Genomic DNA, 14,044 nt, shown 5'->3' with positions numbered 1-14,044 from the left:
GGCGAAGGAAGCCTGAATCACACGGGTAACCTTCGCCGCTGGCCGTTACGACCTACCCTTTCTTTACCCATCTCGACTCGACCGCGACACGCGGCAGGAGACCTCCCCATGACCCGTCTCTCCAATGCCAGTCTGACTCAGCTGGACGCCAAGGTAGCCACTCCGAACTATGACCGCACTGCGGTCAGCGCCGGTATCGTCCACTTCGGCGTGGGCGGTTTCCATCGTGCGCACCAGGCCATGTACCTCGACGAGCTGATGAATCAGGGCAAGGCGCTGGACTGGGGCATCGTCGGCGTCGGCGTGATGCCGGGCGACCGCCGCATGCAGGAAGCCCTGGCCTCGCAGGACCACCTCTACACCGTGGTACTCAAGCACCCGGACGGCAACTATGAGCCGCGCGTGGTGGGTTCCATCATCGATTACCGCTTTGCCCCGGACTCCCCGGATGCCGTCATCGAGCTGATGGCCGACCCGGCGATCCGCATCGTCTCGCTGACCGTCACCGAAGGTGGCTACAACTTCCACCCGGTCACCGGCGAATTCAACCTCGAGAACGCCGACGTCCAGCACGACCTGGCCAACCCGGGGGAAGCCAAGACCAGCTTCGGCCTGATCACCGAAGCCCTGGCACGTCGTCGCGAGCGTGGCGTCGCCCCGTTCACCGTGATGTCCTGTGACAACATCGAAGGCAACGGCAACGTCGCTCACAAGATGTTCACTGCCTACGCGCGTGCACGTGATGCAGAACTGGCGGCATGGATCGAAGCCGAAGTGCCCTTCCCCAACTCCATGGTCGACCGCATCACGCCGGTGACCACGCCGGCTGACATCGAAGAGCTGTCCTCACGTTTCGGCGTGGAAGACGCCTGGCCGGTGGTCTGCGAGCCCTTCACCCAGTGGGTGCTGGAAGACCACTTCGCCAATGGCCGCCCGGCCTTTGAAGATGCCGGCGTGCAGCCGGTGGAAGATGTCGAGCCCTATGAGCTGATGAAGCTGCGTCTGCTCAACGCCGGTCACCAGGCACTGTGCTACTTCGGCTACCTGGCCGGCTATCGCTACGCGCATGAAGCCTGCAACGACCCGCTGATCGTCGACTTCCTGCTCGGCTACATGAACGAGGAAGCTCGCCCGACGCTGGCCCAGCTGCCGGGTATCGATCTCGACGCCCATTGCCGCACGCTGATCGAGCGTTTCGCCAACCCGGAAGTCAAGGACACCCTCGCGCGTCTGTGCGCCGAGACCTCCGACCGCATTCCGAAGTTCCTGATCCCGGTGGCACACGCACAGCTCAAGACCGACGGCGAACTGCGTCGTACCGCAGCCGTCGTGGCCAGCTGGGCACGTTATGCAGAAGGCGTGGATGAGCAAGGCGAGACCATCGACGTGGTCGATCCGCTGAAGGACGAGCTGATGGAGCGTGCCAGCCGTCAGCGCGAAGAGCCGACTGCCTTCCTGGACAACCGTGAACTGTTCGGTGATCTGGTCGATCAGCCGCGCTTCCGCGACGCCTACCTGGCAGCGCTGAAGAGCCTGCACGACAACGGCGCGCGCGCCACGCTGGAAATGCTGGTGGCAGACGCCAAGTAAGCATGGCGGTGAAGGGGTTCACGACAACGTGATGCCCCGCCAGCGCCCGCAGAAAGACAAAAGCGAGACAGGCAGCCGCCTGTCTCGCTTTTTTTGTGCCTCACGCCACGCCTCTCCTCATACCAGCGCAACGGTCCACAGTCCCGCCAGCATGATGACGATGCCGATCCACTTGGCGATGGCCGCTCGCTCGCGCAACCAGAGCACCCCGAGCATCACGCCCAGCGGGATCGACAGTTGACGCATCGCCACGACGAGGCTGACCTCCGCCGTCAGCGTCATGGCAACCAGCACCAGCCCGTAGGTCGCCATCACCATCACGCCGGTCAGCACCATGCTGCTCCGCTCCCCCCGCCATAGCGCGGGCAGACGGCGACGCTCTGCCGGCAGCAATATCACCAGCAGCGCGCCCCAGGCGACAGTCATGATGGCCTGCAACACCAGAAAGACAGCCCCCGCCGAGGTGGGCGAGTAACCGACACTCACCATGATATCCAGCGCCTGCTTGTCGATCAGCGAATAGCCGGTGGTACCGACTGCTGCCAGCAGCGCGAACCCCAACGCGGGCGTCAGGTAGGTCGAGGGGCGCAGGCCCTGCGGACTGCTCAAGGGCAGCACCAACGCGCCGAGCACGATCAGCCCCATGCCGACCAGATCCAACGCCGTAAGTGCCTGACTGCCCAGCAGGCTCAGCGACACCAGCGGCACCAGCACCACCGGCAAGGCCCGCGCGATGGGATACAGCACACTGACCTCGCCGCGCGCATAGGCCCAGGCAAGTCCGCCCATGTAGAGCACCTGACAGAGTCCGGAGGCCACCAGCCAGCCCCAGAATTCAGCGGGCAGCACGGCAAACGACGGCCCCAGCCCCAGCAGCGGCGCAAAGATCAGCGCACCACTGGCCATGGCCAGCATGAAGAAGGCCAGCGACGGCGCCCGCCCCTTGCCGAGCAGATTCCAGCCGGCATGCAGACAGACCGAGATCAGGATGAGTCCCAGCGCCAGTGGGCTCAAGAGGCACTCACGACAATCGTGTGGGCTTGAACTTGAGCTTGAGCTTGAACATGAGATTGGGCCTGAACATGAAATTGGGCTTGAGAGTGAGCTTGCCCGTGCATGGGGACAGGCATGCGGACGGGCATGCGGAAATTACGAGCTTTCAGGGCAACCAGGCGGCAATCGCCAATGAGCATATGTCCTTACCTTTTGCGAGAAGACGCCAGCCTCAAGGCCTTGTGCAAGGACCCGAGGCTGGCGCCTGAAGGGGTGGAGTGAAGTGGTGGGGTGAAATGGTAGATCAAGGTGGGCGAGCGAGGTGACAGGCAGTGCAGCATCAGGCCTGGCGTCGCCACCCCGTCACCAGGCTGTCAGGGGCGCTCACCGCGCGCCAGACGCGCCTCGATCTCGCGGATCACCTCGGGCAGCTGCGCGATGGTGTCGATCATGAAGTGCGGCCCGGACGGCGCGAACTGGGCTTCGATTCTGCTGCGCCTTTCATTGAGCTCTGCCTCTGACAGGGCCATGAACGCCGCGTGATCCAGCCCCATGGCGTTGCCGGAGCAGGTCAACGCGACCGTCCACATGCCGGCACTGCGACCTTCCAGCAGCCCCGGCGCCGTGTCATCCACCTTCACGCAGGCCGCCACGTCAGTGATGCCCAGCGCGATGACATTGGCCAGAGACTGCGCCGGAGAGGGCCGCCCCTTGGGCACCTCATCGGTGGCCACGACATGGTCCACCACCAGCCCATTGCCCTTGCCCCGTGCGACGACCTGCTCGAGCACCTCGCGGGGGTAGCCGGAGCAGGAGCCGATCTTGATGCCCTTGTCGCGCAACCCGTTGATGACCTCGAGCGCGCCGGTAATCAGTGCGGAGTGCGCCCCGATCTTGTCGATCTGCAGCGGCATGAAGCGCTCATAAAGCGCCGTGACATCGGCATCACTGGGGGCGTGGCCACAGGCCGCCTCGAAACGGGCCGCGATCGCAGGGTCATCACACAGGGTGCGGATGTGTTCCCATTTGCCCATGCCCATCGGGCCGCGCGCCTCTTCCAGACTGATGGCCACGCCGATTTCCGCGAAGGCCTCGACGAAGATCTGGGTCGGCGCGAAGGAGCCGAAATCCACCAGGGTGCCGGCCCAATCGAAGATGGCAGCCTGCAGACGATCCGGGGTGTGATATTGCATGACAGTTCTCCAGTCAGTTGAGTGCGACAGCGTCAGCGCACGGGCGGGCATCGTCGACACCCAGGGTGGCCAGCGCGTCATCCACGGCGGCCAGAAGTTGATCCATCACGCGGACATCCAGCTGCCCGATGCTGCCGATGCGGAAGCTCTCCACGTCGGTGAGCTTGCCCGGGTAGATGATGAAGCCACGTGCCTTGAGCTCGGCGTAGAAACGTGAAAAGTCGAAGTCCGGGTGTGCCGGGCTCAGGAAGGTGGTGATGATCGGCGACAGCCAGGCATCGTCGAGCAGGGTCGTGAAGCCGCGCTGACGCATGCCTGCCACCAGTCGCTGCATGTTGGCGTGATACCGGGCGTGGCGACCCGCGACGCCGCCCTCCTCGGCGTGTTCCTTCAGCGCCTGGTGAAACGCCGCCACCACGTGAGTCGGCGGGGTATAACGCCATTGCCCAGTGCGCTTGAGGTACTGCCATTGATCGTGCAGGTCCAGCGACAATGAGTGGCTACGCCCCTGTGCCGCCTGCAGCGCATCGCGCCGGGCGATCACGAAGCCGAACCCCGGCACCCCCTCGAAGCATTTGTTGGCCGAGGAGATCAGCGCCAGAAACGGAGTACGTTGCGCATCGATCTCCAGCGCCCCGAAGCCACTCATCGAATCGAGGATCAGCTCACGACCGTGTGCTGCCACCACCGCGGCGATGTCCGCCACCGGATTGAGCATCCCGGAGCTTGTCTCGCAGTGAATCATGGCGACATGACCGATCTCGGGCCTTGCCGCGAGTCTGTCGGCCACGGCCTTGGCACACGGCGCCTCGGCATCGCCCCACGCCAGCACGTCGCAGTCGCGTCCCATGCGAGTCAGCAGACTGACCAGCCGCTTGCCATAGGCGCCATTGACCAGCACCAGCGTCGTACTCGTCGGCTCGATCAGACTGCCCAGCGCCGCCTCGACCGCGAAGGTACCGCTGCCCTGCATCGGCACGCACTCATGGTGCTCACTGGCATTGGCACAACGGAGCAACTGCTGGCAGATCTCGGCGGTCTTGGTGTTGAAGTCCTGATCCCAGGAGCCCCAGTCCTTCATCATGGCGGCCTTGACGCTCTCACTGGTGGTCAAGGGACCGGGAGTCAGCAGGTACGGATGTTGAATACTCATTGGTATATACCAGTTAATTTGCACAAAAAAAAGACGGCCAACAGCGTAATCAGGTCGCCTGTCGCCAGCGTTGAGCACGGGTCAACAGCAGATGACTGACCACCGCATGCAGCAGCTTGACGCCCAGACAGGTGAAGAAGATCAGCACTGCCATGGCGGCCGCGCTGGCGAAGTGGCCGGCTTCGTCGAGATGCATCACCGCGATGGAGGCCAGTCGGGTATCGCTGTTGTAGAGAAATACCACCGCCGAGACGGTCGTCATCGCGTTCATAAACAGATAGGCCGAGATATCCAGCACTGACGGCAGGGACACCGGCAAGGTGATGCGGCAGAAGGTCTTCCAGAACGGCACCTTGAGTGAGGCACCGACCGCCTCGAATTCTCCATCGAGCTGCTTGAGCGCGGTCACCGAGGTCAGGTGGCAGACGGTATAGAAATGCACCAGGGTGTTGAGCACCAGAATCGCGAAGGTGCCGTAGATCCAGTTCAGCGGGTTGTCGGCCTGGTTGAAGTAGAAGATGTAGGACAGACCCAGCACCATACCCGGCACGGCCATCGGCATCATCGCCATGAAGTGCAGCCCTTGGCGCAGCGGGCGATAGCCCTGACTCTTCTCGGTCAGCCAGGCGTTGAAGAAGATGACCAGCGTGCCGATCAAGGTGACCCAGAAGGCCAGCGTCAGCGAGTTGAGCCACGCGTCCCAGCCACCGCCCGCCAGCGCCTTGAAGGCGTAGTGATCCAGGGTCAGGCTCAGGTTGTAGGGCCAGAACTGCACGAGCGAGGCATAGATGGCGGTGCCGATCACGGCCAGAATCGCGGCGGCCACGCCGTAGCAGAGCAGCGCGAAGACCCAGTCGCGCAGCGGGCTTGGCGTCGGCTGCCAGGGCACGGCGCGCGCCGAGAGCTGCGCGACCTGACGGCGCTGGATCCAGCGGTCCACCGCGAAGGACAGCAAGGCCGGCAACAGCAGGATGACGCTGACCACCGCGCCCATCTGGAAGTTCTGCTGCCCCACCACCTGACGATAGACATCGGTGGCCAGCACACTGAACTGCCCGCCGATGATCTTCGGCACGCCGAAATCGGTGATCGCCAGCGTGAAGGCCACGAAGGCACAGGAGATGATGCCGTAGCGCGCCCCCGGCAAGGTGATGGTCAGAAAGCTGCGCCATTTGGGCGTTCCCAGCGCATCCGCGGCTTCATAGAGACGGGCATCGCTGTTGCTGAGCGCTGTCATCATGATCATCAGCGCATGCGGGAAGATCCAGAAGGTCATGCCCATCACGATGCCGATGGGGCCGTAGATGCTCTCCCCCAGCAGCACATCCTTGAACCAGCCCTGATTGCCGAACAGATACACCAGACTGATGGCTGGCAGCAGTGACGGTGCCAGTAGCGGCAGGATGGACAGCATGCGGAAGACGCGCTTGCCCGGCATGCAGGTGCGGGTGATGCCGTACGCGCACAGGAACGCCAGACTCACCACCGTCAGGGTACTGATCAACGCGATGCTGACGGAATTGATGATCGAGCCGACCAGCGCCGGCGTCTGCACATAGCGCGCGAAGTTGGCCAGGCCGACGAAGTCGCCGCTGCGGTCCTGCACGCTCTTGATCAGCATGGTGGCCAGCGGCAACAGCAGGCCGATGACCAGCAATGCCAGGGCCAGCAGCAACATCAACAGACGCAAGCCGGACTCGCCTGACAGCCGACCCGACAAGGGCAATGCGCGCGCCATCATGCCTGCGCCTCCACCAGCGGATACAGGCGGATCGCCTCGGACGGCAGACGCACACCCACCCGGGCGCCGACCCGCACGCCCAGTGACTCGCTGTCCTTGAGCGCCACATCCGCCGACAGTGTCTGCCCACAGCCCTCAAGCGTCAGAGTGATACGCAGGAAGGCGCCGAGAAACTCGACGTGCTCCACCTGCGCCGGCAGCCCCTCACCCACTGCGCACAGCGAGACGGCTTCCGGGCGAATGGCCAGACGCGCCTGATCCAGCCCCTCAAGATCATGCGCCGCGCATTCCAGACGCTGCTGACCCAGACGCAGAGTACTGGCGTTCTCGGGACAGCATTGCAGGAAGTTCATGCTGCCGATGAATTCGGCCACGAAGGCGCTCGCCGGCTGACGATAGATCTCGGCGGGGGTGCCGATCTGCTCGATCACACCATGGTTCATCACCACGATGCGGTCCGCCATGGCCAGGGCCTCTTCCTGGTCGTGGGTCACCATGATGGTGGTGACGCCCAGCCGTGCCTGCAGTGCCTTGATCTGACTGCGCAGATGCAGGCGTACGCGCGCATCCAGTGCTGAAAGCGGCTCATCGAGCAACAGCAGCCCCGGCTCGGTCGCAAGCGCCCGCGCCAGTGCCACGCGTTGCTGCTGGCCCCCGGACAGGGCCGCCGGATACTTGCCTTCACTGCCGGCCAGGTCCACCAGGGTGAGCAGCTCCGTCACGCGGCGGCGCATCGCGTCACGCGCATCGCGCCGATTGCGCAGCCCATAGGCCACGTTGTCGAACACGGTGAGATTGGGGAACAGCGCATAGGACTGGAAGACGATGCCGAAGTCGCGCGCCTGCGGCGGCAGCCGTGAGATGTCCTGGCCGCGCTGGTGGATGGTGCCTTCGCTCTGCGGCGCAAGCCCGGCGATGGCGCGCAGCAAGGTGGTCTTGCCACAGCCGGAGGGGCCGAGGAAGCACACGAATTCGCCTTCGCGGATCGCGAGGTCGATCTCGCTCAGGGCCGTGAACTGGCCATAGCGCTTGGTGAGGCCGCTGATCTTGAGGTGAATGCTGTCTGACGACGCAGAACGCGTGGTGAGTGCCTGAGGCGCTGCGTCACGCGCAGGCGCCCGGGCTGCAGGGGCGGATACCGCGCGAGGCGAGGCGCCGGCAGTCGATGGCGGCGCTTGACGCGAGGCGTGATGACGCGGGGGTGCGGTCACAAGAGACATGCGAGAAACTCCCGACCCCGGCGCAAGGCGCCGGGGCAATGACGAAGGTGGCTGGGCGTGACTTACTGACTGTCGGACTTGCCGTCGTAACGGCGCTGCCATTCGGCGAGCACTGCATCCCGCTGGTTGGCCGCCTTGGCAAAGTCAGCCTCGATCATCATCTCGGTGATATTGGCCGGATAATGCTCGATCGGCTTGGCCACCCCCGGATAGGCCACGACCGCATAGCCTTCGTTGTAGAGTTCATTGGCCGGCTTGGACACTGCCCAATCCATCAGTGTCTGCGCCGCTTCACGCTTGTCGGTGCCCTTCATGATCGCCGCGGCTTCCATGTCCCAGCCCAGCCCTTCCTCGGGGAAGACCAGATCCACCGGTGCGCCCTGTGCCTTGAGGCGCGCGCCTCGGAAGGCGAAGGACACACCAACCACGGCCTCGCCGGAACCGGCCAGGTTGCAGGGCGCTGAGCCTGAGTGGGTGTAGCGGGCAATGTTGTCGTGCAGGCGGTCCATGTAATCCCAGCCGCCGTCGTCACCCCACAGCTGCAACCAGCTGGCGACATCCAGATAGCCGGTACCGGAAGAACTCGGGTTGGGCATGAACACGTGGCCCTTGAACTCGGGACGCGTGAGGTCTTCCCAGGACGTCGGCTTGGGCACTCCCAGTCGCTCACCTTCGACGGTGTTGTAGCAGAGCGAGGCGACCCAGGCGTCCATCCCGACCCAGGACGGGTCCTGGCCATCACGGTAGGCGGGGTCGACGAACTTGGTATCCAGCGCCTCGACTCCCTTGGGGGCATAACGCGACAGCATGCCCTCCTTCTCGAGCACCAGCAGGCTGGTCGCGGCCAGGCCCCACACCACATCCGCCTGCGGGTTGTCCTTCTCGGCAAGCAATCGTGCGGTGATCACGCCCGTGGAGTCGCGCACCCATTTGATGTCGATATCCGGGTGCGCCTGCTGGAAGCGTTCGGCATATTTCTGCAGATCATCGGACTCCACCGCGGTATAGACGGTGAGCTCGGTGGCCGCCTGGGCATTGAGGGAAACAACCAGACCAACGGCACTGGCCAGCAAGGAACGGGTGAGGAAGGAACGGGTCAAGAAGGACATCGGGACTCTCCAACGCTTGGAATGAATGGCTCTCGCCATCTGGTATATACCAAGAGTATGAGCGGGCCGAATGACACCCTCGTGACAGTCAGTTGAAGGCCCAGTGAAACAGCGTTACCTCATATAGTGTCCCTGCAGCGCGGTTTCAGGGCTTGTTCTTGAGCGTGACGGTGATGCACAGCGCATTGTGCAGCCAGCGCTCTTCGTCATAGCCGATGGGACGATGCTGCTCATCGAAGGTAGCGCGACGTACGGTCAGACCGGGGCTGCCCATGGCGACCCCCAGCTCCCGGGCGGCCTGCTCCCCCAGCGACTCGGAGTAGAAGCGCAGCTCACGATGGGCCAGCGTCAAGCCGTAGCGCCCGCGCAGCTCCGCCCACAGTGACACCCCGAACTGGCCCTCCTCGAGCAGTCCCGGCGCGCGCTCTGGCACCACCCACATCGACTCGCTGAGCACGGCGCGCTCATCCACGAAACGCCGGCGGCGAATATGATAGAGCGGTGTCTGGGCCGCCAGGCCAAGCGCTTGCGCAGCCGGTGGGTGGGCCTGAACATCGGTCAGCAGCACTTCCGTCCGTGGGCGCCGCCCCTGCGCCGTCACATAGTCATTGAAGCCCGAGTCACGCGTGGGGTCGTAATCCAGCCGCGGCGGCGACACGAACCACCCACGCCGATTGCTGCGATGAATGCGCCCTTCCCCCTCCAGCTGCCCCAACGCCTGACGCAACGTCACGCGCGTGGTATCGAAGCGCTCGGCCAGCACTCGTTCAGAAGGCAATCGCCCTTCTTCAAAGGCATCAGGGTCCTTCAGCTGTTCGCGCAGGCGATCGGTAAGGTGGAGGTAATACGCATCACTCATGACGGGGAGTCCTGACAAAAGATGAAGAGGGTTGCCACTACCGGGTAATAACACGGCGCCGCTTGCCCCGCCGGCGAAGAAAATGCCCGGGGCTCTGCGCCGCCAAACGGCTGGACGCTCCAGAAACTATCACATCTGCGTGACTCGCACTGACCTGCCAGCTTATGTGCCGGTGGCGCTGCAGGATTTCATGACAGCCGCCTGGTTGAGCTCACAGGCGTGGATGGCGGTGGGATGACACGCTGATATTCAAAGGGAGGTGAACGCACAATGCGCAGCCTCTAAGGGCTGCGCATCGAATGGGCAAGCAGGAAACGAATGACCGGCGGGATAACTCAGAACTCGCTGACGATATTCAGGTACTGCTTCATGTCCCCGACCATGGCCTGCTCCAACAGCTTGCCTGTCTCGATGGCATAGGGCTGCTGGAAGTGAATGTCCCACAGGTCTGATTCCGTGCGCCAATGCTCGTATATCACCAGCGTGTCGTCCTGCCCGTCGATGGTATACAGATCAAACACGAGATTGCCCGGCTCCTCACTGCGCGTCTTCGCCACATGCGTGGTGAATTGCTGCAGTAACCGAGCGCGATATTCTTCCTTGATCTTGAAGATGAAGAAGATACTGAATACCTCATCTTCCGGCTGCACGTGCCTGGGGTTCGCCTCCTGCAATGGCGCCGGGTCAGTATCGTTCAAGGGCATCACCTCGAATGGCGATGCCAACGCCGTGTCAGCCAGTTTCAGCAAGGCTTGCGCGTAGGGCTGGTTCACATGTGCCTGATGCGCTTCGGTGCTTGCCCAGCGCTCGTAGGCGAAGATGGTGGTGGGAGAATCCTTGGCCGCGAAGAAACGCATTTCCAGCATCCCCGGTTCAGCCGCTGAGCCCAGCTTGTTGTCAGCCAAGGCCTGCTTGAAGGTATCGAGTTGTTCGGGCTTGACGTCAAATTTCACGATCAAGGTGAGCATGGAGATGCCCCTTTTAGTCAGTGGTTGTCATCGGCCCAACGGCAAGATCTGCTGCGTCACGTGGCAGCAGCTCTGTCTCGGGAAGTGACTGACACTATCTTTCGCTGCCTAGCTGAAAAACCCGCGGCGCGGAGAAAGACTTTCAATGAAACCTTGAACGTGAATGCAGCCCCCTCCACAGCAATGCGGCGCTTGAAACATGAGACTGCGGCGCTAACGCAGATCCAGAACGAAAAATCCCGCAGCCAAGGCTACGGGATCATCGAATACAGATATCTCCTAGACGAGCTCACACTCTCATCCCAGGCCGTGCTTGCCACTTGCCGCAGAGATCAGCGCCGCCCCACATGCCGTATGGCAGCCGTGAAACGCCACCGGCTTGCCATTCAAGCTGATGGTGGGATTACCCAAGATGATACTGTATGTGTCAAACTCAGGGTTGTTTTGAAGACATATTTGTAACGAAGCTGCATCGCCAAGCGGCCAGCCGCAGAATACGGATGCGACAGTTTTATAGGGACATTCATGAAATATACAGTTGTTCTGACGACACTCTCTGCCATAGGTGTTAGCGCTTGCAATAATATTAATGCTGATATAAGCAATCAGAAAGGTGTCGATGCATTGATTCAACAGACAAAAGATGCTCTTGTTCGCGTTGAAGGGGGTAGCTTCCAAATGGGGGATTTCGGCCCTATAGACCCCAACCTGAAAGGTCGCAACAAAGGGTTACCTTATAGTGCAGAACAGGATAATAAGCCGTTGCACCAGGTCACACTAGATACCTTCTACATGTCACCCACCAAAGTAACATATTCAGAATACGATATTTATACACAGGCTACGGGTAAAGAGAAGATCAATAACTCTAACAAATATGAAATGCGATTCCGTCAGGATAATGTGCCTGCTGGTGTAAATTGGCAACAAGCCAAAAAGTATTGCGGTTGGCTAGCTGAGAAAACTTCATTGCCCTTTACATTACCAACAGAAGCACAGTGGGAGTATGCAGCACGATCCGGTGGGCAATTTATCCCTTATGGTACTAGTACAGGCACTTTAGAAAAAGGTAAGAGCATCCCTACAAATGAAGAAGTAAGAGGCGCAACTGAGGCTGGCGATTCGAGTGGTCTTGCACCCTACCCTGTTGATATGTACCCACCTAACCCCCTAGGGCTGTACCAAATGGGAGACAATGGTTATGAATGGGTACTAGATTGGTATCAGGAAGATTATTATGATAGCACCATTCAAAAGAATCCAAGAGGCCCAGACAAGGGTGATGAAAAAGTAGTAAGAGGTATATCGAATGGCCAAGGCTGGGGAGGTACATTGACGGTAAAACGTTATCATGCCCATCCTAAAATAGGCGACAAATTTCTTCACACGGAGTTTTCTTTTCGTTGCGTCGTAAGTGATGAAATAGACTAAGCGTACTGATTTAGCTATGACGGCAGATACAGAGAGCAATAGCAAACCGATCAGGTACGCTGTTGCACAACTAAATTGCGATCAAATTCTTATTTTTCAAAGATCTGAGATGCTGGTATCAACGATGTGTTTGCTATCCAATATAGCTACAATTTACAGCTCCACATTTACTTATAAGCAGAAAAATGACAATGTGTTATAATACCAAAACCATCTGGGTAGATAAAGTGAGCATTTCATCTTCCCTTGTTATTTCAGTAATATTTCTTTTAATGCTCTCAGGGTGTAAAGAATCCGACTCCAACAGTCAGAAACTTACTACCTCCGATCAGGAAAAAATCGCGACTCTTATCAAAAAAACTGAAGACAATATGATTTTTGTCAAAGGTGGTACTTTCCAAATGGGCGATTTTGGGCCTATTGATGAGGGGACCAATGGCTTGCCTTACTCCGTTCACAAAGACAACAAGTCATTACATACAGTGACTCTTGATAGTTATTCTATTTCTGCGACTCAAGTATCTTATGATGATTTTGATACCTATACGTTAGCCACTGGAAAACAAACTATAAACAACAGTGGCATTGAGAAAAAATATAGAGCTCCTAATGTTCCAGCGGGAATCACGTGGCACCAAGCCAATGACTATTGCTCTTGGCTTTCTGCTAATACTGACAGCACCTATAAATTACCTACGGAAGCACAGTGGGAGTTTGCTGCGCGCTCAAGGGGTCAATTTTATATTTTTGCAACAAATGATGGCTCTTTTGAGAGGGGTGTTAATATATCTACACATGAAGAAATTAAAAATAGCACTCCAGCTAATTCTTCATTATCTCCCAGCAAAATAAAAGCGATCCCACCGAACCCTTTAGGAATTTATCAAATGGGGCTCAACGGATTCGAATGGACAAATGACTGGTACAGTGAAGGTTACTATAAAAACTCACCTCAGCTTAACCCCCAAGGCCCTAATAGTGGTAGTGAAAAAGTCGAGCGAGGTGGAGGTTTTGGTGAAGGCCCTACAGCTATGTTCACTTTTAATCGTAGGAGCTCTAAAGCAAATGGGGAATTTGTAGCTGCAGACGGCAACACAAAGAGTCTACCTCTAGCAGAACACACATTCAGATGTATATCTATAACCAAATAAGAATATCGTGCTGAGCGAATCAAACCTGATCTTCCTTAACGAGTACTGTATCGGCTTGGAGTCTCAAGTTAATTCGATCTTTAGACGATGATACACTTTGACTGATATGCATGCGGGTCGCCATGCGACCATCCTGCCCGTCGTCACATTTAAATCGAGAACGTCTGCATCGTCTCAAATGCCAGCCTACGTAATAGCTCCGCTGCCATCCCCGTATCGTTTGGGATACTGGTATACAAAAGACGATGCAATTGCTCATGACTGGTGGCCTCCGACAGAGCATCATGGTGATCAAGAGACAGCGGCACCAACAAGACATGCAGCCCTTATATAGACAAGGACTCCAGCCTGGTAACCATGACAGTCTCCTCAGTCAGCTCTCTACGACGGATGGGTAGAGAACAGAAAGTCACACAAAGCCAGAACGAAAAATCCCGCAGCCAAGGCTACGGGATCATCGAATACAGATACCACATGGGCAAGCTCACGCCCTCACCCCAAGCCGTGCTTGCCACTCACGGCAGAAATCAGCGCCGCCCCACATGCCGTATGGCAGCCATGAAACGCTACCGGCTTGCCATTCAAGCTGATAGTGGGATGCCCCTCGATGATGCTGCAGGTGCTGTGGCCATCCTT

At 59.3% G+C, this 14,044-nt stretch carries 13 protein-coding genes; 3 read left to right on the top strand and 10 right to left on the bottom strand.

The window, feature by feature from the left end:
• Positions 1-108 precede the first annotated feature (108 nt).
• On the top strand, positions 109-1,590 hold the full coding sequence (locus tag R2R70_RS11810) for a mannitol dehydrogenase family protein (protein WP_131431813.1): 1,482 nt from the start codon (positions 109-111) through the stop codon (positions 1,588-1,590).
• Positions 1,591-1,707: 117 nt separating this feature from the next.
• On the opposite strand, the gene R2R70_RS11805 is transcribed toward R2R70_RS11810, so the two are convergent.
• The 9 genes from R2R70_RS11805 to R2R70_RS11765 all read right to left on the bottom strand — a co-directional run bounded on the left by R2R70_RS11805 (position 1,708) and on the right by R2R70_RS11765 (position 11,459).
• Entirely contained in the window at positions 1,708-2,604 is an 897-nt protein-coding gene (locus tag R2R70_RS11805; RefSeq protein ID WP_410978077.1) for a drug/metabolite transporter, read from the bottom strand.
• Between the two features lie 353 nt (positions 2,605-2,957).
• Entirely contained in the window at positions 2,958-3,776 is an 819-nt protein-coding gene (gene phnX, locus R2R70_RS11800; protein ID WP_410978076.1) for a phosphonoacetaldehyde hydrolase, read from the bottom strand.
• A gap of 13 nt (positions 3,777-3,789) precedes the next feature.
• Positions 3,790-4,929 carry a 2-aminoethylphosphonate--pyruvate transaminase gene (locus tag R2R70_RS11795; RefSeq protein ID WP_410978075.1) on the bottom strand — a complete coding sequence of 380 codons (1,140 nt, stop codon included), beginning with the start codon at positions 4,927-4,929 and terminating at the stop codon, positions 3,790-3,792.
• A 49-nt stretch (positions 4,930-4,978) separates the two neighbouring features.
• Complete coding sequence (locus tag R2R70_RS11790) at positions 4,979-6,667, bottom strand: putative 2-aminoethylphosphonate ABC transporter permease subunit (RefSeq protein WP_404326922.1); 1,689 nt, start codon at positions 6,665-6,667, stop codon at positions 4,979-4,981.
• On the bottom strand, positions 6,667-7,890 hold the full coding sequence (locus R2R70_RS11785) for a putative 2-aminoethylphosphonate ABC transporter ATP-binding protein (RefSeq protein WP_410978074.1): 1,224 nt from the start codon (positions 7,888-7,890) through the stop codon (positions 6,667-6,669). Before R2R70_RS11785 ends, R2R70_RS11790 begins: the two co-directional genes overlap by 1 nt.
• A gap of 62 nt (positions 7,891-7,952) precedes the next feature.
• Positions 7,953-8,999, bottom strand: coding sequence for a putative 2-aminoethylphosphonate ABC transporter substrate-binding protein (locus tag R2R70_RS11780; RefSeq protein WP_410978073.1), 1,047 nt, complete (start codon positions 8,997-8,999; stop codon positions 7,953-7,955).
• A 145-nt stretch (positions 9,000-9,144) separates the two neighbouring features.
• Positions 9,145-9,858 (bottom strand): UTRA domain-containing protein, encoded by a 714-nt coding sequence (locus R2R70_RS11775; RefSeq protein WP_410978072.1) that lies wholly within the window; start codon positions 9,856-9,858, stop codon positions 9,145-9,147.
• A 335-nt stretch (positions 9,859-10,193) separates the two neighbouring features.
• Positions 10,194-10,826 (bottom strand): putative quinol monooxygenase, encoded by a 633-nt coding sequence (locus R2R70_RS11770; protein ID WP_410978071.1) that lies wholly within the window; start codon positions 10,824-10,826, stop codon positions 10,194-10,196.
• A 297-nt stretch (positions 10,827-11,123) separates the two neighbouring features.
• Positions 11,124-11,459 (bottom strand): PAAR domain-containing protein, encoded by a 336-nt coding sequence (locus R2R70_RS11765; RefSeq protein WP_410978070.1) that lies wholly within the window; start codon positions 11,457-11,459, stop codon positions 11,124-11,126.
• Here R2R70_RS11765 and R2R70_RS11760 point away from each other — a divergent pair.
• A complete protein-coding gene (locus tag R2R70_RS11760; RefSeq protein ID WP_410978069.1) occupies positions 11,352-12,257 on the top strand; it encodes a formylglycine-generating enzyme family protein in 906 nt (301 codons plus the stop codon). The genes R2R70_RS11765 and R2R70_RS11760 overlap by 108 nt on opposite strands.
• Positions 12,258-12,448: 191 nt before the next feature.
• A complete protein-coding gene (locus R2R70_RS11755) occupies positions 12,449-13,408 on the top strand; it encodes a formylglycine-generating enzyme family protein (protein ID WP_410978068.1) in 960 nt (319 codons plus the stop codon).
• Positions 13,409-13,900: 492 nt separating this feature from the next.
• Here R2R70_RS11755 and R2R70_RS11750 read toward each other — a convergent pair whose 3' ends face one another.
• A complete protein-coding gene (locus R2R70_RS11750) occupies positions 13,901-14,020 on the bottom strand; it encodes a PAAR domain-containing protein (RefSeq protein ID WP_410978201.1) in 120 nt (39 codons plus the stop codon).
• Positions 14,021-14,044 lie beyond the last annotated feature (24 nt).

This window comes from Cobetia sp. SIMBA_158, assembly GCF_046566945.1.
GTDB lineage: Bacteria > Pseudomonadota > Gammaproteobacteria > Pseudomonadales > Halomonadaceae > Cobetia > Cobetia amphilecti.
Note: the sequence above shows the minus strand (reverse complement) of the source record. Positions and strands in the feature narration are given on the sequence as shown.

Excerpts from the sequence above, each read along its gene's own strand:
- R2R70_RS11810 (WP_131431813.1), top strand. The coding sequence starts at position 109 with ATGACCCGTCTCTCCAATGCCAGTCTGACTCAGCTGGACGCCAAGGTA.
- phnX (WP_410978076.1), bottom strand. The coding sequence starts at position 3,776 with ATGCAATATCACACCCCGGATCGTCTGCAGGCTGCCATCTTCGATTGG.
- R2R70_RS11795 (WP_410978075.1), bottom strand. The coding sequence starts at position 4,929 with ATGAGTATTCAACATCCGTACCTGCTGACTCCCGGTCCCTTGACCACC.
- R2R70_RS11790 (WP_404326922.1), bottom strand. The coding sequence starts at position 6,667 with ATGGCGCGCGCATTGCCCTTGTCGGGTCGGCTGTCAGGCGAGTCCGGC.
- R2R70_RS11785 (WP_410978074.1), bottom strand. The coding sequence starts at position 7,890 with ATGTCTCTTGTGACCGCACCCCCGCGTCATCACGCCTCGCGTCAAGCG.
- R2R70_RS11780 (WP_410978073.1), bottom strand. The coding sequence starts at position 8,999 with ATGTCCTTCTTGACCCGTTCCTTCCTCACCCGTTCCTTGCTGGCCAGT.
- R2R70_RS11775 (WP_410978072.1), bottom strand. The coding sequence starts at position 9,858 with ATGAGTGATGCGTATTACCTCCACCTTACCGATCGCCTGCGCGAACAG.
- R2R70_RS11770 (WP_410978071.1), bottom strand. The coding sequence starts at position 10,826 with ATGCTCACCTTGATCGTGAAATTTGACGTCAAGCCCGAACAACTCGAT.
- R2R70_RS11760 (WP_410978069.1), top strand. The coding sequence starts at position 11,352 with ATGAAATATACAGTTGTTCTGACGACACTCTCTGCCATAGGTGTTAGC.
- R2R70_RS11755 (WP_410978068.1), top strand. The coding sequence starts at position 12,449 with ATGTGTTATAATACCAAAACCATCTGGGTAGATAAAGTGAGCATTTCA.